General features: G+C 53.8%; 18 protein-coding genes. 10 read left to right on the top strand and 8 right to left on the bottom strand.

From position 1 onward, the window contains the following. The coding region (locus HVE01_RS10510) for an NAD-binding protein (RefSeq protein WP_186808838.1) at positions 1–185 on the bottom strand (185 nt) is incomplete at its 3' end. 207 nt (positions 186–392) lie between these two features. Here HVE01_RS10510 and kdpF point away from each other — a divergent pair. From kdpF to HVE01_RS10480, 6 genes are read left to right on the top strand one after another with little or no spacing between them, the layout of a single operon-like run. After that, positions 393–473, top strand: a complete 81-nt coding sequence (gene kdpF / locus HVE01_RS20170) for a K(+)-transporting ATPase subunit F (protein ID WP_372374285.1) — start codon at positions 393–395, stop codon at positions 471–473. A gap of 9 nt (positions 474–482) precedes the next feature. After that, entirely contained in the window at positions 483–2174 is a 1692-nt protein-coding gene (gene kdpA, locus HVE01_RS10500) for a potassium-transporting ATPase subunit KdpA (protein WP_146943984.1), read from the top strand. Positions 2175–2184: 10 nt separating this feature from the next. Then, a complete protein-coding gene (gene kdpB / locus HVE01_RS10495) occupies positions 2185–4221 on the top strand; it encodes a potassium-transporting ATPase subunit KdpB (protein WP_146943982.1) in 2037 nt (678 codons plus the stop codon). Between the two features lie 10 nt (positions 4222–4231). Continuing rightward, on the top strand, positions 4232–4915 hold the full coding sequence (gene kdpC, locus HVE01_RS10490) for a potassium-transporting ATPase subunit KdpC (RefSeq protein ID WP_244973792.1): 684 nt from the start codon (positions 4232–4234) through the stop codon (positions 4913–4915). Positions 4916–4919: 4 nt separating this feature from the next. Beyond that, on the top strand, positions 4920–7604 hold the full coding sequence (locus HVE01_RS10485; RefSeq protein ID WP_146943980.1) for a sensor histidine kinase: 2685 nt from the start codon (positions 4920–4922) through the stop codon (positions 7602–7604). Continuing rightward, complete coding sequence (locus HVE01_RS10480; protein WP_089037960.1) at positions 7594–8316, top strand: response regulator; 723 nt, start codon at positions 7594–7596, stop codon at positions 8314–8316. Before HVE01_RS10485 ends, HVE01_RS10480 begins: the two co-directional genes overlap by 11 nt. Before the next feature lie 16 nt (positions 8317–8332). Here the strand turns inward: HVE01_RS10480 and HVE01_RS10475 are convergent, their stop codons facing one another. The 4 genes from HVE01_RS10475 to malE all read right to left on the bottom strand — a co-directional run bounded on the left by HVE01_RS10475 (position 8333) and on the right by malE (position 13739). Then, a complete protein-coding gene (locus tag HVE01_RS10475; protein ID WP_146943978.1) occupies positions 8333–9820 on the bottom strand; it encodes a TrkH family potassium uptake protein in 1488 nt (495 codons plus the stop codon). Between the two features lie 200 nt (positions 9821–10020). Next, positions 10021–10911: a maltose ABC transporter permease MalG gene (gene malG / locus HVE01_RS10470; RefSeq protein ID WP_089037962.1), complete on the bottom strand. Its 891-nt coding sequence runs from the start codon at positions 10909–10911 to the stop codon at positions 10021–10023. Between the two features lie 10 nt (positions 10912–10921). Next, positions 10922–12490 carry a maltose ABC transporter permease MalF gene (gene malF / locus HVE01_RS10465; RefSeq protein WP_146944009.1) on the bottom strand — a complete coding sequence of 523 codons (1569 nt, stop codon included), beginning with the start codon at positions 12488–12490 and terminating at the stop codon, positions 10922–10924. Between the two features lie 61 nt (positions 12491–12551). Continuing rightward, positions 12552–13739: a maltose/maltodextrin ABC transporter substrate-binding protein MalE gene (malE, locus tag HVE01_RS10460; protein ID WP_146943976.1), complete on the bottom strand. Its 1188-nt coding sequence runs from the start codon at positions 13737–13739 to the stop codon at positions 12552–12554. 408 nt (positions 13740–14147) lie between these two features. Between malE and zwf the strand changes: the two genes are divergently transcribed. Genes zwf through HVE01_RS10445 form a run of 3 tightly spaced genes read left to right on the top strand, consistent with a single transcriptional unit; the run spans position 14148 to position 17027 of the window. Next, on the top strand, positions 14148–15641 hold the full coding sequence (zwf, locus tag HVE01_RS10455; RefSeq protein ID WP_146943974.1) for a glucose-6-phosphate dehydrogenase: 1494 nt from the start codon (positions 14148–14150) through the stop codon (positions 15639–15641). Position 15642: 1 nt separating this feature from the next. Beyond that, the gene (pgl, locus tag HVE01_RS10450) at positions 15643–16308 is read left to right on the top strand and encodes a 6-phosphogluconolactonase (RefSeq protein WP_146943972.1); all 666 of its coding nucleotides are present in this window, start codon (positions 15643–15645) and stop codon (positions 16306–16308) included. A gap of 56 nt (positions 16309–16364) precedes the next feature. Then, positions 16365–17027, top strand: a complete 663-nt coding sequence (locus HVE01_RS10445; RefSeq protein ID WP_125747086.1) for a bifunctional 4-hydroxy-2-oxoglutarate aldolase/2-dehydro-3-deoxy-phosphogluconate aldolase — start codon at positions 16365–16367, stop codon at positions 17025–17027. A gap of 127 nt (positions 17028–17154) precedes the next feature. Here HVE01_RS10445 and HVE01_RS10440 read toward each other — a convergent pair whose 3' ends face one another. Further along, a complete protein-coding gene (locus HVE01_RS10440) occupies positions 17155–18276 on the bottom strand; it encodes a multidrug effflux MFS transporter (protein ID WP_146943970.1) in 1122 nt (373 codons plus the stop codon). A gap of 98 nt (positions 18277–18374) precedes the next feature. On the opposite strand from HVE01_RS10440, the gene HVE01_RS10435 reads away from it, so the two are divergent. Next, positions 18375–19187, top strand: a complete 813-nt coding sequence (locus HVE01_RS10435) for an AraC family transcriptional regulator (protein ID WP_125747090.1) — start codon at positions 18375–18377, stop codon at positions 19185–19187. 181 nt (positions 19188–19368) lie between these two features. Here HVE01_RS10435 and HVE01_RS10430 read toward each other — a convergent pair whose 3' ends face one another. Then, positions 19369–20328 (bottom strand): carbohydrate kinase family protein, encoded by a 960-nt coding sequence (locus HVE01_RS10430; RefSeq protein ID WP_125747092.1) that lies wholly within the window; start codon positions 20326–20328, stop codon positions 19369–19371. Positions 20329–20368: 40 nt separating this feature from the next. Then, positions 20369–21238, bottom strand: coding sequence for an aldo/keto reductase (locus HVE01_RS10425; protein WP_146943968.1), 870 nt, complete (start codon positions 21236–21238; stop codon positions 20369–20371). Positions 21239–21240: the final 2 nt, after the last annotated feature.

The following is a 21240-nucleotide window of genomic DNA, read 5'->3' as shown; positions in this document are numbered from 1 at the left end:
CCTGCCTGACGCAGCACAATCGGATACGAAGCCGAGCCCGTCACGGTACGAATATCCAGTTTGGTGTGCAGTTCGCGAAGTTTTGCGCCGTCGGTATCGACAACGGTGATGTCATTTTCTTCGCGGGCAAGGTGCTCCGCCAGGGTGGCACCAACTTGGCCGGCACCCAAAATAATAATCTTCATCGGTGGTTTGATCACTCTGGCGACATGTCACTGAAGATAGTCACCTATCTATAGGGAAGCTGTCGAGCTCAGCAATGGCAGGCAGCTCTCTTAAGGGGCCAAAAGTTGTTTTTTTTACATCTTTTTGACGGCTAACGCCTTAAACGCCATCGATTTTTTACGCAGGCAATCTCTAAGCTCAAGGTGCCAATCAAAGGAGGCACATCGATGACTATTGCACTGTTGATAATCGCCACCGGCACAGCGGCGTACTTGTTTTACGCGCTATTTTGCCCCGAGCGTTTTTAGGAGATTGCCATGAACGACATGATCGCCATTTATGCCATCGTGGCATTACTTGGTGTGCCATTAGGGATATACATTGCCCGCGCGCTAAGTACCCAGCCAAGCCGAATCGACACGCTATTCAGAGTGATAGAAACGCCTATCTACCGGTTAGCAGGCGTTAATAGTCAAAGCGTAATGACGTGGCAAGTCTATGCGCTAGCTATTGTGAAGCTGCATGTAGGCTTGATACTGCTGGCATGGCTGGTGTTTATGTGTCAGGGCTTATTGCCCCTGAATCCTGACGGCATACCCGGTATGAAGTGGGATACAGCGCTGCATACGGCGGTATCGTTTGCCACCAACACTAACCAGCAGCACTACTCGGGCCAGGCGCAGCTTTCCCACCTAAGCCAAACCTTTGCCATTGTAACGCTGCAGTTTTTAACCCCCGCTACGGGGCTCGCTGTGCTAGTCGCCATAGCGCGTACTTTGCTAGTGGCTCGGCCTGCGGGAACGGTAAAAGGGGTTGGCAATTACTATCATGATATGACCCGCACGGTAGTGCGCGTTATGTTGCCGCTGGCAGCAGTGGTGGCGCTGTTGCTTACGTCCCAAGGAGTACCTTCCAGCTACCAAGCGGCGCATCAGGTGGAGATGCTGGATGCGCAAGTGGAAGAGGTGCAGTCGATCCCCTTAGGGCCGGTTGCATCAATGGTTGCGATCAAACAGCTAGGCACCAATGGTGGTGGCTGGTATGGACCAAACTCCAGCGTTCCGCTTGAAAATCCAACGCCGTTGGCCAACGTGATTGAAACCGCTTCGCTGACGATCATTCCCTTCGCATTACTGATTGCCATCGCACTTATTAGTGGCCGACGCCGATTAATGATCGGTATCGGTGCTGTAATGCTGACGTTTTCGCTGATTTCCACCTCGGTTGTGGTTTCTTCGGAACGTATGCCGAATGCTGCGCTTGTCGAGCTTTCCCAGCCTGGCGCTAATCTGGAAGGTAAAGAACTGCGTTTTGGTACCGATCTTTCCGCTTTGTGGGGCAGTTGGACGACACAAACGTCGAATGGCTCAGTTAACGCCATGCACGACAGCTTCAACCCCATGGGCGGCATGATGGTGTTGATGGATATGTTTGTGAACGTCACCTTTGGCGGCATCGGTGTTGGGCTTATCGGTTTCTTTCTTTATCTGATGTTGGCGGCTTTTGTTGGCTCATTGATGGTCGGTAGAGCGCCTGAGCTGTTTGGCAAACCGCTAGAAACCCGTGAAATGCGCTGGATCTCTCTAGCGATCCTGGTACAGCCGTTAGTCATTCTTGGTCTCTCCGCGCTTACCGTAGCGATGCCTAACGCTGCTGGAACCTCCAACCCTGGTTTCCACGGCCTAACCCAAGTGCTTTACGAATTTGCCTCTTCATTTGCCAATAACGGCTCTGGTTTTGAAGGGCTTGGCGATGATACGCCGTGGTGGAACCTTGCCTGTGTTATCACACTGATGGTTGGTCGATTCTTGCCCATGCTGGTGCCATTAGCGGTGGCCGGATGGCTGGCAGCGAAGCGCACGGCACCCGCGGGACGCGGCACCTTGCCGATGGATAGCCCAGCATTCATGGGATTGACCGCCGGTGTGATTGTGATTGTTAACCTGCTGGGCTTCTTACCGGCGTTAGTGCTTGGCCCGATTGCTGAAGCCGTGACGCAAGGCTTCTAGGAGAAACGAGATGTCACATACTGAGCTTGCTAAACAGCCGCGCCGTCCGCTACCCATTGGCCAGGTTGTCGCTGGAGCGGTGAAAGGACTTGCGCCTCAACAGCTTGCGCGCAATCCCGTGATGGCCGTGGTGGCCATTGGTACCGTCGTGTGCTTTGGGCTGACACCCATTGCTTTTGCCCAGGGAGAAAATGGCGGTTTTGCGTTGGCTATAGCGTTGTTGTTGCTAGCCACCGTTCTGTTCGCCACAGGTGCCGAGTCGTTGGCAGAGTCACGTGGTAAAGCCCATGCTGGGGCGCTGCGTAAAACCAAGGGAGAGCTGAAGGCGGTTAAGCTGAACGCTGATGGTACGACGAGTAATGTAACGGCCGACTCTCTCCGTAAAGGCGATCGTGTGAAGGTGGTTGCAGGGGAGCTGATTCCCGCCGATGGCGATATCGTTGAAGGGGCTGCCTCGATCAATGAGTCGGCTGTCACCGGTGAATCTGCGCCCGTACTGCGTGAAGCGGGCACTGATAACAGCGGTGTCAGTGCCGGTACCAAAGTGCTGTCGGATTATCTGATTATTGACGTTAGCGCTAACCCTGGCGAATCGTTGTTAGATCGCATGATTGCCTTGGTAGAAGGCGCAAACCGTCAGAAGACACCTTCCGAGCTGGCGCTATCGGTACTCTTGGCAATGCTAACGCTGGTGTTTTTAATCGTGGTCGTCACCTTGGTTCCCATGGCGTCCTTCGTGGGCGTTGAAACCTCCACGGTGATGCTCGTGGCACTGCTGGTGTGTTTAATTCCCACCACTATTGGTGGCCTCTTGCCTGCTATCGGTATTGCGGGTATGGAGCGCGCCATGCGGGCTAACTTGGTGGCTAAATCCGGTAAAGCCGTTGAGATTGCTGGCAGCATCGACACCTTGCTGCTGGATAAAACCGGCACGATAACGCTTGGCGATCGCCGTGCGACGGAGTTTGCTGCTTGCCAGCAGGTTCCGCGTCAGCGAGTCCGTGACGTGGCCTTTTTAACGTCCCTGGAAGACCCTACGCCGGAAGGTCGTTCAATTGTAGAGCTAGCCACTGAACAGGGCGTTGATGTCCAGCTTAGACAAGAAGCCGATGGTGCAACCTTTGAAGCGTTCAGTGCTGAAACACGCCTGTCAGGTGTTGACCTGACCAGCGGTAAAAAGCTGCGCAAGGGAGCACCGAATGCGATTGCGGAGTGGGTAAAAGCCCAGGGCGGTGACATACCCAGCGATTACGAGCAGGTCATTGCGCGTATTTCACGGGATGGCGCAACCCCCATTGCGGTGGCTGAAGGCAGTCAGATTTTGGGCGTGGTGGCGCTGTCTGATGTGATTAAAAGCGGTATCGCGGAGAAGTTTGCTGAACTGCGTGCCATGGGTATCAAAACCGTAATGATCACGGGCGACAACCCGATTACGGCGTCGGCTATTGCCGCGACGGCAGGCGTGGATGACTACATTGCCGAAGCCACGCCAGAGCACAAGTTGGCATTAATTCGCGAAGAGCAGGCCAGCGGTCGCTTGGTTGCCATGGTGGGTGACGGTACTAACGATGCTCCTGCTCTTGCTCAAGCTGATCTAGGGTTGGCCATGAACTCAGGCACCCAGGCAGCCCGTGAAGCGGCCAATATGGTGGATCTGGACTCTGACCCTGGCAAGCTGATTAGTGCGGTGGAAATTGGCAAGCAGTTACTGGTTACCCGAGGCGCGCTGACGACGTTCTCGCTGGCGAATGATGTGGCTAAGTACTTTGTTATTTTGCCAGCGCTGTTTGCCGCTAGTTTTCCTGCACTTGGCGTACTCGACGTTATGAATTTGCACTCGCCGACCACGGCGGTGCTAGCAGCTGTGCTATTTAACGCGTTAATCATTCCGGCACTGATCCCCTTTGCCTTGCGCGGTGTGTCTGTGAAAGCGGCATCGGCGACGGAGTTGTTGCGTCGAAATCTGCTGATTTATGGCCTGGGCGGGCTGCTACTGCCATTCCCCGCCATCAAGCTTCTCGACATGCTGATTGCGTTATTTATCTAGGAGAAACGTGATGAATGTAGATATGAAACGCCAGATCGCAGTGAATGACGATGTGCTGCAGGCAAAGGCCTCTTGGGGCAATGCACTTCGCTTTATGGTGGTAATGGCCGTTCTTCTAGGGCTGATTTATCCGCTGGTTACCACAACGCTGGGTGGCTGGTTATTCCCCGAACAGGCGCAAGGCAGTTTGGTTCGAGACGCCTCTGGTCGGGTGGTCGGGTCAAGCCTGGTATCCCAGACGTTTGTCAGCGATGAGTACTTTATTGGTCGCCCATCAGCGGCGGGCAATGACGCAGGTGGCGTCTCAGGATCTAATCTGGCGCCGAGTAACGTATCGCTGCGCGAGCGCGCCCAGGCAGATGCAAATGTCATTGCTCAACGTGAAGACGTAAGTGTCGATCAAATCCCTGTTGATCTGATTACCGCGTCTGGCTCCGGTATCGACCCGCATATCTCCCCCGAGGCGGCTGAGCTACAGGTTGCCAGAGTAGCGCAAGCACGCGGCATCGACGAAGCTACTGTGACGGCGCTAATTGATCAAGCACTTGAAAACACAGGCTGGCTGGGCTCGCCGGTGGTGAACGTGTTGCGGCTGAATGTCAGTTTGGATGATCGTTTTCCAGTATCATCAACCACCGCAGCGCCATTAACCCCAGCTCCCGTCACCCCGGTGGCTTCAGACACCATGGAGTAAATCAATGTATTCAGCGGATCAGCGACCCGATCCCAATACATTGCTAAAAGCCGCGCGCCGAGAGGCGCGCGGCTGTTTGCGTGTATTTCTGGGAGCCGCGCCCGGTGTGGGTAAGACATACACCATGCTTCGCACCGCCCGTGAACGGGCAGAGGAGGGTGAAGATATTGTCATTGGCGTGGTGGAGTCGCATGGGCGCGCAGATACCGAAGCCTTGTGCGATGGAGTGGAGCGGCTTCCGCTAGCGCCTTTAAAGCACCATGGCAGAACCTTCTATGAATTTGATATTGATGCCGCCTTAGCGCGACGCCCCACTATTTTATTGGTGGACGAACTCGCCCACCGTAATATTCCTGGTAGTCGGCACTCGCGTCGTTACCAGGATATTGAAGAGCTGCTCGATGCAGGTATTGACGTGTGGACAACCGTTAATGTCCAGCATCTCGAAAGCTTGAATGATGATGTCGCGCGGATTACTGGGATTCGCATGCGCGAAACGGTGCCCGATGCGCTGTTAGAGCGCGCCCGAGATGTATCGCTTGTTGATTTAACGCCCGATGAGCTTCTTGAGCGCTTAAGGCGTGGCAAAGTCTATATACCCGAACAAGCCCGTGCTGCCATGGAAGGTTATTTTAATGAATCCAATCTCAACGCGCTGCGTGAGCTGGCGATTCAAACCATGGCCGAGCGGGTAGATGCGGATGTGAAGGTAGCCATGGATGCGGGTGGTAGGGCAGGCCCCTGGCCGGTAAGACCGCACCTGCTGGTGGTGATTAATGGCAGTGAAGAGGACGTATCGCTGGTTCGCGCGGCTCATCGGATGGCAGAGCGGCGCTTGGCGGTCTGGCGAGCGGTCTATGTTGATAAAGGAATTGTCTCCCCAGAGCAGCAACTAGCTGTTGAACAAGTTTTTAGCTTGGTTACTCGGCTGGGTGGCGATTCAATACGTTTACAAGGGCATAGTCAGCTAAGCGAAGTGCTCAACTATGCACGTTCAATTAATGCGACCACCATTGTGGTCGGCCGCGAAGCGAAGCGTCGCTGGTGGAAATGGTCACGGCCACTGGCTCAACGTTTGATGGCGCATGCCGAAGCGTTCGATATTGTTGTAGTGGCACAAGGGGCCGTAAAACAACGCGCCAATAGATGGCGGCATGGCTGGAAACTGCATCCTCCCCAATTACTGGCCACTAGCATGGCGGTGATGGCATCCCTAGGGGTGGCTGTCATGTTAGAGCCCTGGCTTGAACTGGCCAACTTACCCTTAGTGTTTTTAGTGGCCGTACTGTTTAGTGCCGTATGGGCGGGTACCGCGATGGCGATGTTCAGTGCCATCGCGAGCTTTTTAGCATTCAACTTCTTCTTTACCGAGCCACGTCTCACCTTTGCCATGGTGGAGCGTGGTCAACTGCTAACCGCAGTTTTCTTCTTACTCGTCGCCGTGGTGGTTGGGCAGCTTGCGGGCAGGGGACGTCGGCGTTTAATTGCACTGCGTGCTAGCCGCGATCAGACCCAGCTTTTGTTGCGTTATGCCGAACAGCTATCAACCGCGACAGACAGCGCCAGTGCAGCAAAAATTGGCGTTGATACATTGGTGCAGTGCTTTGCGGTGCCCACGGTATTTATTGAAAGCGCCGAAAGCGCGAATGAAGTGCGAGTGGTTCATGCATTGCCGGATTCGGTGCGTCTGGACATGGCCGCTAAGCAAGCGGCGGTATGGAGTTGGCAGCATCAAAAGCCCAGTGGCCAAGGCACAGACACCCTGAGTCAACAGGCTTGGCGCTTGATACCCCTGACCGTGCAGGGAGAAAAAGTAGGGATGCTGGCGCTTAAACTGTCGGAAAGTCAAAAATCACTTACCTACGAACATGAGTCGTTAATGGATACACTGGTGCGTCAGCTTAGTATGGCGCTAGAGCGCACCCGACTAGTGGCAGAGTTGAATACAACCCGTGTCTCCGAAGAGAACGAACGTCTGCGCTCTGCGTTACTCTCGTCGGTGTCTCATGACCTACGTACACCGCTTTCCTCTATTATTGGCTCAGCCAGTTCGTTGATCGAACTCAAACCGCAGCTAAGCGATAACGACCAGCGTGAGCTGCTTGATGGCATTTTGTCAGAAAGCGAGCGACTTAATCGATACATACAAAACTTGTTGGATATGACCCGACTGGGCCACGGCACGTTAAAAATTGAGCGAGACTGGGTAGCGTTTGACGACGTTATTAACTCAGCGCTCAAGCGCTTGGGTCAGTCACTTAAGCATGTCGTTGTGCGCAAGTCCTGGCCCTCTTCGTTGCCGTTGCTTTATGTTCACCCTGCGCTGGTAGAGCAAGCGTTAGTCAATGTCTTGGATAACGCTCAACGTTTTTCACCACCCGGGGGGGAATTGAGCATTAAGGCGCACTGCGCGGAAGGTGACCCCGCAGCGTTGGTAATTACTGTTGAAGATCAAGGCCCAGGTATTTCCCCCGAGCTGCGTGAGCAGGTATTCGATATGTTTTACAGCGGTGGTGACGGCGATAGAAGTGCCCACGGTAGCGGCCTTGGTTTAGCCATATGTCGCGGCATGATTGGTGCTCATGGCGGCACTATTATGGCCGATAGGGCTGAAAGTGGGCGAGGTACCGCGATTATTATAACGCTGCCACTGTTAGGTGCAGATATTAGGAGGGGTGATGAAGAGTGAAGGCAGCGGTCGCATTCTAATTGTTGATGATGAGCAGCAGATTCGGCGATTTTTGCGTATCAGTTTAGCCTCTCAGGGCTACGCAGTATTGGAAGCAGAGAATGGCGAGCAAGCGTTAGCCATGGTGTACACCCAAGCTCCTGACGTCGTGCTGCTCGATTTAGGCTTGCCGGATATGGATGGCCACGAAGTACTGCAGGGTATACGTGAGCACAGTACCGTGCCGGTCATTGTGGTATCTGTGCGTGATCGGGAAGAAGAGAAAGTCTTTTCGTTGGATAACGGTGCTAACGATTACGTTACTAAGCCCTTTGGCATTCAAGAGTTGCTAGCGCGTATAAGAGCTGTATTGCGCTTGGCCCAGAAAGCTCGGGGAGAGCAAACATCAAGTTACTATGTCAGCCAGGGGTTAGCGATTGATCTGGAACTAAGACGGGTCACACTACAGCAAGACGATGTGCATTTAACGCGCAAAGAGTTTGCTGTGCTAGCGCGCCTGTGCCGCTACGCCGGTCGAGTCGTTACCCAGACCCAGCTGTTAAAAGAGATATGGGGGCCAACGCATGTTGATGATACGCACTATTTGCGCATCGTGATCAGCCGGCTAAGGCAGAAGCTGGGAGATGACCCACAAACACCCACCTTGCTTCAAACAGAAGCAGGCGTCGGATATCGATTGCTGGTAGAAGCCGCGCTGCGCCCTGAAACGTAGCACGGTTCTAATAAGGTTAGCGTCGCCAGAACATCGGTGTGAGCAGCACCACGACCGTTAAAATCTCCAGGCGCCCCATTAACATACCGATGCACAGTAGCCATTTGGCGGCATCGGGTAGTGTTGCAAAGTTACCTGCCGGACCAATGGTGTCACCGAGACCCGGGCCTACATTCGCCACCGCAGTGGCCGCACCGGAAAGGGCCGTGACTAAGTCCAGCCCCAATGCTGAAAGGCTCAAGGCAAGCACTGCAATGGTAATAAAAAAGAAGAAAGAGAAGGCCACTACGCTGCGGGAAATATCATTGGTCACCGGCTGCTGATTATAGCGCGTTGTGAAAACACCATTCGCGTGAATTAGGTAGCGCAATTGATTACGCAGCATCAGCATAGCGATTTGGAAGCGGAACACTTTCATACCACCGCTGGTAGAGCCGCTACAGCCACCTATAAACGTAAGATAGAAGAACGCCACGATGGGTAATGAACCCCACAGCGTATAGTCGTCGGATGCATAGCCAGTGGTAGTCACAACTGAAATGACGTTAAACGTGACGTGGGTGAGCGAGACAAACCAATCATCGCCTTGTAAAACGCGCCATGTGCTAAGAACTAAAATTGCCGCTAGCAGGAGTTTTAACAAACCACGCACCTGTTGGTCTTTCCACAGGGCGCTGCGGGAGGTACGAATAAATCGAATATATAAGACAAAGGGTAGCGCACCACTCAGCATAAAAAGGCTACCCATCCATACCAACCACGGTTGCTCCGCGTAGGCACCAAACGAGGCGTCAGAGTTGGCAAAGCCACCGGTCGCCAATGATGTCATCCCGTGAACCACGGCATCTAGTGGCAGCATTCCACCGACCCAATAACTCAGTATGGCCAGTAGGGTCAGCGCCACGTAGATAGTTAGCGTCGCTTTTGCAATACCCCCCGTGCGAGGCATTACTTTATCGGACCAATCCGAAGATTCAGTGTGGAATAGCCGCATGCCGCCTACTTTAAGAAACGGCAGAATAGCGATGCCCATGACGATAATGCCGATACCACCCATCCACTGCATTAAGCCTCGCCACAGCTTTAATCCGTCGGATAACTCTTCGATTCCCGTTAAAATGGTCGAACCGGTAGTGGTAATCGCGGAGACCGACTCAAAGACGGCATTCGTGACGCTCAGTTGGGGCGCACCTAAGATAAGTGGAAGGCTGGCAAAACAGCTAATGCTGGTCCAACTGCCCGCCGTCAATATAAACATTTGCCAAGGCTTCAGCTCCAGCGATACTCGGCGGGTTAGCAACCAAGTGATCAGCGTGGCGCTCAAAATAATGAGAAGCGACATTCCGAACGCAGGAGCGTCAGGATCTTTTTCAAACACCAGCACAATCCAAGGCAGTGTCATAAACATGGCAAGCACTAACCATAGCACTGCCATGATTTTAAATATTTGTGCCCAATTGCGGTAAGCGTCTCGATAGTAAATCCCGCTGGGAAAGGTGGTCATAGATCCGCTCTTAAATTGCCCTAATGTTTATCGCGATATAACACCATGACAACCACAAAAAGTCCGTAAAATTTCTCTAAAAAATACTCAAGTAATCAATACAGTGATGAAAAAACCGGCCCTATCAATAGGACCGGTGACGAGCAATGTGCTCAAGCGAGGAAGCGGGAGTGCTGCATTTATGAGTTAAATCCAGGAATTTAGCCTTTGACGCCCCCAGCGGTTAATCCGCCAATAATCCAGCGCTGGCAGATCAAGAATGCGACGGTAATGGGCAGGCCGGAAAGCACTGCAGCAGCGGCAAAGTTGCCCCAGCGCTGGTTGTGGTCGGCAAGGTATTGTTGGGCACCTACCGCCAGGGTGAGTTTGTGTTCATCCACCAGCAGTACTGAGGCCATGGGATATTCCATGATGCTCATCACAAAAGCCAGAATGAAAACCACCATCAGAATGGGAATCGACAGCGGCAGCAGAATGTAGCGGAACGCCTGCCAGGTGCTGGCGCCATCGACCATCGCCGCTTCTTCCAACGAGCCATCAATCGACTCAAAGTAGCCTTTAATGGTCCAGATATGCAGCGCGACCGCGCCCAGTGAGGCCACGATCAGCGCGCCGTGGGTGTTGATGCCTAACCAGCCAACAAACTGCCCCAGCCGATCAAACAGGGCGTAAAGCGCCACGAGCGACAGCACGGCTGGAAACATCTGGAAAATCAGCATGCCTTTCAAAAGCGGTTCTTTGCCTTTAAAGCGCATGCGTGCGAAAGCGTAAGCGCTCGTCGTTGCTAACATTAGAATCAGCACCGAAGAAACCACCGCCACTTTTATCGAGTTCCATAGCCACAGCAGCACGGGAAAGGGCGGTTGAACAATACTGCCATCCGGACGTTCCCAGGGAATTCCCAGTGCTAACGACCAGTGTTCCAACGAGAAATTCTCGGGAATCAAGCTGCCAGAGGCAAAGTTACCCTCGCGAAATGAGATTGAAATCACCAACAACAGCGGGAAGACAATCAGTGAAACAAAGCAGATCAGTGCAAGATGTGCGCCCAAGCGGCGCGCACCCACCGAGCGGGGTTGAACCATGGCCATGAGTAACCTCCTAAACCTTAACCTTGGAAAGGCGCAAATTGAGCAACGACATACCCGCGACCAAGAGGAAAATAAGCGTTGCGATGGCGGCTGCCAGCCCAAAATTCTGTCCAGCATCCTGGAAGGCAATACGGTAGGTGTAGCTGACCAATAGATCGGTGGTGCCTGCTGGTGTGCTGGCGCCCAAAATGTCAGGGTTGCCGCCGGTCAATAGTGCAATTAGCACAAAGTTATTGAAGTTAAATGCAAAGGCAGCAATTAACAGCGGTGTTAGCGGTTTAATAATCAGTGGCAAAGTAATCTTGAACAAGTTGGTAATAGGGCCGCCGCCATCGACTGCCGAGGCTTCGTAGAGATCTTGGGGGATGGCTTGAATTAGCCCCATGCACAGCAGCAACATATAGGGGTAGCCCAACCAGGTATTAACAATCAATAGCATGGAGCGCGCCAGCCACGGGTCGGTAAACCACTCTGGCCGAACACCAAACAGCGTGTCCAAAATCATATTCACTTCACCGAAATGCTGATTAAACATGCCTTTAAAAATCAGGATGGAGATAAAGGCGGGCACGGCGTAGGGCAGGATTAACAGCGTGCGATAAACGGCTTTGCCCTTGAGTTGATCCCACTGCAACAGTGACGCCAAGACAAAGCCAACGGCCAGGGTGAAGACTACCGTCAGTGCGGCAAACACAAAGGTCCACACAAAGATCTGCATGAAGGGACCACGAATGTCGGGATCGGTGAATATCTTCGTATAGTTGGTAAACCCTACATTAACAGGCCATCCCGGCGTAATGCTTTCACCGTTATCAGCGACAAAAAATCCGCTAGCGGGGTCGGGGGTAAGAACGCGGTCATCGCGGCGATCATAAAGCGAGCCGTCTTCACGAGCTTCATAGCGATCCACCATAGGGGCAAACTGGCGTAACCCTGCCATACGCAGCTCCGCGCCATCCGGTGTCAGCAGCCTAAGCCCTTGCAGAGAATCACGTGCCTGAATAATAGCGCGCATTCCCAGTGGCTCTTGGGCAGGCGAAGCGTCTACTGCCTGAATGCCTATTTGGCGGGGTTCATGGTTGGCGAAGTTGAGCGGTGAAGAAACGAAGCGCTGGGGCGTGTCTGCCTCATTGTTTTCCAGGTATAAGCGGACAAGCTCCCCTGCTTGGTAAAGCGTTAACTCAAACGCGTTGCCTTCCTGTTGATAGGTTTGGCTCATCAGCTGGCCGCGCACGCGCTGTTCCGATAGCAGGTTGCTTGAGCTGTAATTACTAAAGCTAATGCCGATGGTGTAAAGCAGCGGGAAAATAACAAATACGCCGAGCCCCGCCACGGCAGGAAAAATATACCGGTGGCTCATTAACGTGCGTTTGGTAAACACCACGCCTAGCGAGGCGCCCAGCACTAGAAAGAGCAGCGCAAACATCCACTGGCCGTTAAGGTGGAAGGCGACTACCAGCCATAACAGCGCGATTACCATAGTGGCAATGACGCAGCGAAGTGCCCAGCGGGTGTAACGTTCGGTGAGATGGCGAGAGCGATGGCGGGGAAGGCCACGGGAGGCGTTAGTGGTATACATAGTGACATCCTGAAAGCTGCCCGGCGGCATTGGCGACCGGGCAGAAGGGCAGAAAAAGCTCTTACTGGCGCATACGCCGCGCAGCGGCATCCAGCGCTTCTTGGGGCGACTGACGCCCACTGCCGATGTTTTGCAGGGCGGGCTCCATGGCTGCCCAGAAAGCACCCATTTCAGGAATATTTGGCATGGGCATACCGACTTCGGCATTTTCAAGCGTCGCGGCAATATTAGGGTTATCAGCAAGCTCAGCCTGATAATCGATATGCGCAACCGCTCCCAATGAGCCGTCGCTGTTGAATGTGTGCATGCCCTCTTCACTAAGCAGGTAGTTTTCTAAAAACTCCACAGCGAGAAAATCATTGGGTGTGGCCGAGTTAATCATTGCCGTCATCACGCCAAACATGGGTTTAGCACGCTCATTGTCCACTTTCGGCAGTAGTGCGACGCCGTAGTCAATTCCGCTACGCTCCAGGTTCGGCCAGGCCCATGGGCCGCTAATCATGGTGGCCACTTCGCCCTGGTTAAAGCGGGTGTCCATCAGGTTGTAATCAGTGCCGCGGGGTAGTACATCGCTTTCGATCAACTCAACCAGCAGTTCTGCCCCTTGTAGGGCACCTTCGTTGTTAACGCCGATATCGCTGACGTCATAGCCGCTGTCGGTCTGCTTGAAAGGGTAGCCGCCGTTGGCCGCTAGCAAGGTCCAGCCGTAATACGGCTCGCTGTAATCAAATAGGATGGCCTTTTTGCCGTCTTGAGAGAGCGCTTCGTCAAGCTCCATCAGTTCGGTAAAGCTTTCTGGCGGTGTTTCTATCAAGGCTTTGTTGTAAATGAGGCCCAGTGACTCTACCGATATCGGGTAGCCGTAGGTTTCACCATTCCACAGCGCAGCTTCCCAGGTAAAGTCGTAAAACGCCTCGCGGAAGCTGTCACTAGGGGCGACTTGTTTCAACAAGCCGCTTTGTGCCCACTCGCCCATGCGATCGTGAGCCCAGATGACGATGTCCGGCCCCTGGCCACTTCCCGCTGCCTGCTGAAAGCGGTCGGTAAGGTTATCGGGAAATACCACCTTAACTTCGATGCCGGTTTCTTCAAGAAACTGCTCGGCAACTGCGCGAATGCCTGCTTGACCCTTATTATCACCCATCCAGATAGTCAGGCGGTCGTCCTCAAACGCAACGGCGGGAAGGGCGGCACTGGCGGCCAGCGTGGCGCTTAGCAGTGGCATCATAATTGGGCGAGACGTTGCCATAATGTAAATACCTCACTGTTGTTGTCGTGGATTGTTGTTGTCGTAGATTGTTGTTGTCGTAGAGGGCTGCGAGCATGTTGATGAGCAGCGCTTTAGTCACTGCCAGCGTCGCCAATTACGCGCAACGTCACCTCATCCTCAAGGGGCGTAGCGATGGCGTATCCAAGGGGCGTAGAGTGGAATGAAAGGTAACAATAAAGCGGTATAACGTTAGATGTCGGCATCGGTACTGCTCAGGGTCGACACTGCTTAAATAGAGACGTAAATAACGTTTAAAGTTGTAATTGGGGAGGCAGTGCTATTTTTTTGTAGTAAAATTACATGTAATGTTGCGTATAATGCCCAATATCAGATAGATTTTAGGTAATCTAACTACATTAGATCATCTAATTATAAATAGGAGCCGAGATGAGCCAGTCACATTCCCCGCTGGGCGATCAGAAACACGCTATTGATTTAGCGCTGTTTGGGGCGCTGGGCGATCTTGCGATGCGCAAGCTGTTTCCTGCGCTTTATCACCTTGACCGTGAGGGCTTAATGCCCGCAAGCACGCGGATTATGGGGCTGGCACGTCAAGCGCATGACACCGCTGCATTCCGCCAATTGGTCAGCGGCGCGTTGCAAAAGCGGCTAAAAAAAGATGAGCAGGATAAAGAGAGTCTCGAGCGTTTTCTAAATCGGCTTGACTATTGCCAGCTGGATTTCAAAAAAGTTGAGGGTTTTGAGCAAATACGTGAATGGCGCGAAGGCTCCGATCGCCCCATGGTGGTTTATTTATCCGTTGGCGCCATGATCTACGGCGATATTTGCCGCAACCTTGAGGCGAGTGGCAGCCTGGATGAGCAAACGCGGGTCATCGTTGAGAAGCCCATCGGCTACGATCTAGTGTCATCAGAAGAAGTTAACGATGCTATTGGGGCCGTTTTTCCTGAGTCGCGTATTTACCGTATTGACCACTATTTAGGTAAAGAAACGGTACAGAACCTGATTGCGCTGCGCTTTGCTAACCCGTTATTCGGGACGCAATGGAATCAGAACCATATTTCCCATGTAGAAATTACCGTTGCAGAAAAGGTCGGCATTGAAGGGCGCTGGGGCTACTTCGATGATGCCGGGCAGCTTCGCGATATGGTGCAAAACCACTTGCTCCAATTGCTATGCTTGATTGCCATGGATCCGCCTTCCAACCTGGATGCCGACGCGATTCGTGATGAGAAAGTAAAAGTGCTGAAAGCCCTAAAGCCGTTTACCGGTGAAGCGCTGGGGCGTGATGTAGTACGTGGGCAATATACCGCGGGCACCAATGATGGTCAGCCGGTACCCGGCTACCTGGAAGAAGAAGGGGCGAATACCCAGAGCCAGACCGAAACCTTTGTGGCAATGAAAACCGAGGTCTCAAATTGGCGCTGGGCGGGCGTGCCGTTCTACCTGCGTACCGGTAAGCGCATGCCTGAAAAACTGTCCCAAATCGTGATCCACTTCCGCCAGCAGCCGCACTATATTTTTGACCCTGACCAGCGGGGGATTGCGTCTAACAAGCTGATTATTCGCCTGCAGCCGGATGAAGGGATCGCGCTTCAAGTGCTCACCAAAGACAGCGGTTTGCATAAAGGCATGCGCCTGCGCCCTGGTCCGTTGCACCTGGACTTTAACAGCGCGTTCCCTAAATCACGTATCCCAGACGCCTATGAGCGCTTGCTGCTGGAAGTTATGAAAGGCCAACAGTATCTGTTCGTGCGCCGTGATGAAGTTGAGCACGCTTGGCGTTGGTGCGACCAGCTCATCGACGGTTGGCAAGCCCGCGAAACCCCGCCGCGCCGTTACCCGGCAGGCTCTTGGGGGCCGGTCGCCTCCATCGCCATGATTACCCAAGATGGCCGCAGCTGGTACGAGGACTATTAATATGAGCGAAGCACGTCAAGCGCTAGCACAGCAGCTGGCAGAAGCGGTCTTCCAGGCATTGGCCGAAGACTTGAATCACCAAGAGCGCGCGCTACTAGTCGTCTCGGGTGGCTCTACGCCGGTGCCTTTTTTTAAAGCGCTGGCAGCCAAACCGCTGCCTTGGGAGCGCATTGATATCACTTTGGCCGACGAACGCTGGGTGGATGAGGAAAGTAGCGATAGCAATGCCAAGCTGGTGCGCGAAAACCTGCTTCAAGGAGCGGCTGCGAATGCCAACTTCGTAGCGCTAACCTCGGATGCCTCGACGCCGGAGGAAGGGGTTGATGAGGTTGCCAAACGCACGGCATCTCTGCCTTGGCCCGCCAGCGTTGTGATCTTGGGAATGGGCGGCGATGGCCATACGGCGTCGCTGTTCCCCGACAGCCTAGAACTAGGTTTAGCGCTCTCTACCGATGAGCCGCTTGTCGCGGTACGCACGCCTAGTCAGCCGCAGGCGCGTATTACTTTTTCGGCAGATCGCCTACATCAGGCGCATCGACATATTTTACATATTACTGGCGATGATAAGCGCAGCGTACTGGCAAGCGCCATGAACGGTGATGATGTCCGTAAGCTGCCTATTCGCGCGTTTTTATCTTGCCCGTTAGCGATCTACTGGGCGCCATAACGCCTGGGCGTTCGCCAATAAAACGTTTGCCAGTAAAACTGCTTGGAGACTCACTAATGACAATCGATAAACAGCTACCCTCAACGCGCACTGCCGAGCTTGACAGCATCTGCTTAAAAGCCGAGGTCATTCCGGTGATTACCGTTGAGCGTCTTGAAGATGCGGTACCGCTAGGTCGTGCCTTGGTGGAAGGTGGTTTAAGCGTGTTGGAAGTTACCTTGCGTTCCGACTGCGCGCTAGAGGCAATTAAGCGTATGAAAGAAGCGCTGCCGGGAGCCAGCATCGGTGTGGGAACCGTGTTAACGCCCGCGCAATACCGCCAAGCTGAACAGGTAGGTGCGGATTTTGTGGTGACACCCGGCGCCACTGAAGCGCTGTATCGCTATGGCGTAGAGAGCCCGGTGCCGATGTTGCCCGGCGTATCAACGATCTCTGAGCTGATGACTGGCTGGCAATACGGCTACCGGCGCTTCAAGTTTTTCCCGGCTGAGTCCAGCGGTGGTGCCAAAGCCATTAAAGCCTTTGGTGCGCCGATTCCCGAGGCGCGTTTTTGCCCAACCGGCGGTATCACAATCGATAACGCTGAAACCTACCTGTCACTCCCCAATGTTATGTGTGTAGGCGGTTCTTGGCTAACGCCGAAAGCCATGGTTGATGCAGAGGATTGGGACGGTATTCGCGAGCTGGCCCGTCAGGCCGCTGAGCGTTTTCACCACTAATGAATACGATGTAAATCGACACGAGCACTCTCGTTACTTGCCTCACTGATATCGGGTCGTGTGGGTAAGTCATTTGCCCGAGCATATTGCCATGCTCGGGCTTTTTTGTGGTGCGCTAGGTAGGGAGCTATCGGCGCGACCTTTCCCAACCCGTGGCGAGTAGTGCCGTGATGGCACACAGTAATGCACTCTGGCCCATATTATTTAGCCAACTGCTGGCTCCAAGCCCTACTCCTATTAGCAGGTAGTAGCCGAGGCCGAATAGGGCGCCAGCGCTGCCCAACTGCTGCTGGTAGTTTTTAAGTGCTCGGCTGAGGATATTGGGAATAGCCACCGCAAACGCTGCTGCTATACCCATCATCGGTAACAGGAATAGCAAGGAAGATTGCAGGGTGTAGACGCCTAGGGCGCTGACCACCGCTAGTTGACAGGCTCGGGCGATAAGTTGATGAGAGCTCCTGCCATTCTTAAGTAGCGTCTTGTTGGCATAGCTGCCAAATATGCTGCCGGTTGCCAGCGCTACTCCGCTGTACCCGAACGCCTGCGCGCTCAGTCCAAGCCTATCAAATAGGAATGGGCCCTGTAGATAATAGCCAAACAGCAGTACGTTAAAGCAGGCTACCAGAATGACATCGCGCCATAGCGCAGCGTCTTTCACCATCTGTTTTCCTAGCGTGACTAGGTCAAAAGGCACCTGTGCCTGGCGGGTTTCTGGCAGTATTTTGGCGGTGATGGCAAGCAACAGGAGTGCCAGCACAAGCAGTGCGCTGAACACTGCCTGATGACCACCAACGCTGACCAACTGCCCGCCAGCAAACAGACCGACCACTGGACTAAGGGCGATACCCATTCCCATGTAAGAGAAAATCTGTGCCAGTTTCGCTCCCTGCCAACGGTCACGCAAGATTGTCTGGCAGACCACCGAGCCGGTCGCCGCGCCAAAGGCGCTGAGCGCTCGGGCTAGCAGTAGCCAATGAAAATCGCGAGCGTAGATAGCAATGCCCGAACCGAGTGCGTAGCAGCCCAGCCCAAGCAGCATTGCCGAACGACGACCTAGCTTGTCTGCCATCATGCCCCAGAACACTACGCCGAAGGCGAACACTAAAAAATAGCAGGAGAGGGTCAGTCCCGCAGTGGAGGCTGATACGCCGAAAAAGCTCGCCATCGACGGTAGTGCAGGGCTGTAGATAGTCTCGACCACCTGGGGGAACATCATCAGTGCCAGGATCAAAAAAAGTAGCGGGTTCATTGTAACGATTCCATGTCTCTTGAAACGTGGCGCTAGCTTACTTAGTCTTATGTTGTTCAAATAACGTTATTCAAACCAAATATGTCGAAAATAAGACAGTGGCACTGATCAACCAGCAGCAGTCTTTTAACCCGGACTTGGTGGCCGGCAATGTGGTGGGAATTGCCGCCGAGGTCGGTCGCCATGATTCAGGTATGCACAGTCACGCCAAAGGACAACTGCTGTATGCCCCCCGTGGGTGTATGCGCATTGTGCTTGATGGTCAGCGATGCGTGCTGCCGCCAACTCGAGCGGCGTGGATTCCCACTGGGGTTCAGCATCAGGTGATGATGACCAATGTGGTGGCATATCGCTCCGTCTACTTCAGCCTCGAAGTGTCTCAGTTACTTGGCCAGGAGGTGAAAGTGGTCGTAGTGAATGAGCTTTTGCGCGCACTGATCGAACGTATGGCCTGGTGGCCTTGGGATATAACGGATGTTAATACGCACAACACGCTGGCGTTGTTTATAGAAGAGATGCAGCAGGCTGAGCGTGAGTCACTGCAACTGACGCTACCGTTACACCCGCGTTTGAAGGCGCTGGTTGAACGCTGGAGCCCTGAGGGGGAGTTGCCGCCGACTCTAATTTCGCTTGCAGGAGAGTTTGGTGCTAGTGCTAAGACGGTCAGCCGGATTTTTTGCCGTGAAACCGGGATGAGCTACCAGGCCTGGCGCCAGCAATGGCGTCTGCTTGCCGCTATTGAACTGTTATCAATGCAACGTCAGGTTAACGATGCGGCCTATCTGTTGGGGTTCTCTTCGGACAGCGCCTTTATTCATTTCTTCCGTCAGCACACAGGGATGACGCCCCTGAAGTATATGCACGGTCAGTGGGAGGCGGAGCCTGGCAGGCTCACTGTCGATAGTGCTTGAAGAACCTCGCATAGCAGGGATCTGCCCGGCTAACTCAATAGCTACTCAGCGCCATTGAGAGAGCGTCTGAATAGGTAATGCGATGGTTGATCATAATAGCGCTACGAGTCTATTTAACGAACACGCCTGCCACAGCACGTTTTATACGCGTTATCCGTTGCACGCCTTTTTGTTACCCATATTACCTATTTCTTAGCGCTTCAATATCACTATGGAGCGGCAGTGCGGCGTAGGCGCCTGGGCGGGTCACTGCGTGAGCACCACAGCGGCAGGCAATATCCACCGCGCGGGTTAGAAAGGCACTATCCTGGTACCAGTTCTCATCAATTCCGTGCTGTGAAAGTTCAGCCAGCAGGCCGCCAATAAATGCATCACCACCAGCGGTAGTATCAACAGCGGTCACCTGGGGTGGTGTGATGGTGTGGTCAAGGCCAACACCTTTCAGCATTACCTTGTTAGGGCCGTCGGTGATTAAAACTACTTTTACCCCGGCGGCTAGGCGCTGGGATAGCCACGCTTCCTGAGAATTTTCGCCACGCAGATAGTCAAGCTCATCTAATGAGACTTTAACGAGCTCGGCGCTATCCAATAGCTCGGTTACCAGCCAGAGGTCGGCTGATCCTTCGCTCCACAGATTGTGGCGGAGGTTGGCATCCACGCTGACTAAACAGCCTGCGCGCTTTGCCATAGCGGCAATCGCTAAAGTGGTATCGGCAATCTCAGGGTCAGTCAAACTGTTGCTGCATAAGTGAGCAATCGCCGGTTGTTCAAACACGCCGTGGGGCAGGTGCTCTAAGCGATAAAGCAGGTCGGCCGCCGGTGGGCGATAAAAATCAAACGTGCGCTCGCCGCTGCTATCCCGGGAAACAAACGCCAGCGCGGTGCGTGCTTCTTTGGTCAACACCACACCCTGAGTATCCACACCATGGCTTTTCAGCTCACGAATCAGGAAGTGGCCAAACGTATCGTCGCCCACCATACCTAAAAACTGGCTGGGTACGTTAAGTCGGGCACAGGCAACCGCGACGTTAGCAGGCGCGCCGCCCGCGTAAGGCGTGAAGGTTTCTTGGCCAGTGTCATCGCCTAAGCGGCTGGACAACATATCAACCAAGGCTTCACCGAAAGCAATCACCGGCGTCATAAGTCATTCCTTGTCATTATATTATTAATTGATGATGGGATTACGCGACGCAGTGGCCTCGCGCGGCCTCTAACAGCTCGTACCATGTCTCTCTTGAGAGCGTCTCAGGCCCGTCGAGCATGTCAGTAATACGCTCAGGCTTCACGCTGCCCACAACGGCAATCGGCCGACTAGGCAGTGACCGCAGCCAAGCCAGCGCTAACGCGTTAGGGGTGCCGTTTTGCTCTCGGGCGATGCGGTTAAGAACGTTACCGACGTCGCCTTGCATGAGTGTACCGCCCGCTAGTGGTGACCAGGCCATCGGCGCATGGCCGTCGGCACATAGATCATCAAAGCTGCCATCAAACAGGGGAGCGTTATGGCTAATGGAAAGCTCGATTTGGTTGGCACGTAAAGGGTGGTGCATGGCGTTTTGCAGCCTACGCCACTGACTTGGCAAATGGTTAGAAATGCCCGCAGCGCCAATTTTGCCTGCATCGATAGCGTCATCAAGGGCGCGGCCAGTTGCTTCTGCGTTCATTAATAAGTCAGGGCGATGAATTAAAAAGTGATCTAGTCGTTCGACGCCAAGGCGGTTAAGTGCATTGTCAATGGCGCGGCATAGATAGCCCGGGCTGGCGTTATAGTGCTTTATCTTGCCAGAGCCGAGGGCTGGGTTATCGTTGGCGATGCTCGCTTTGGTCACCACCTTAAGCCGTTTTGACAGTCCGGGGCGCGTGTTTAGCGCGTGACCAAACAGCGTCTCGCACGCACCGTTCCCGTAAATGTCGGCATGGTCGAACCAGTGCAACCCCTGCTCGATACGGGCTTCGATCCAGTCGGCGAGATAGCTCGCCTGATGCATCTCTGGTGCTTCATGCAGGCGCATCATGCCGAGAACAAAAGGCACATCGAAGGTGTGAGCAGGCATGG

Origin of the sequence: Vreelandella venusta, assembly GCF_007989605.1 — a bacterium.
GTDB lineage: Bacteria > Pseudomonadota > Gammaproteobacteria > Pseudomonadales > Halomonadaceae > Vreelandella > Vreelandella venusta.
Note: the sequence above shows the minus strand (reverse complement) of the source record. Positions and strands in the feature narration are given on the sequence as shown.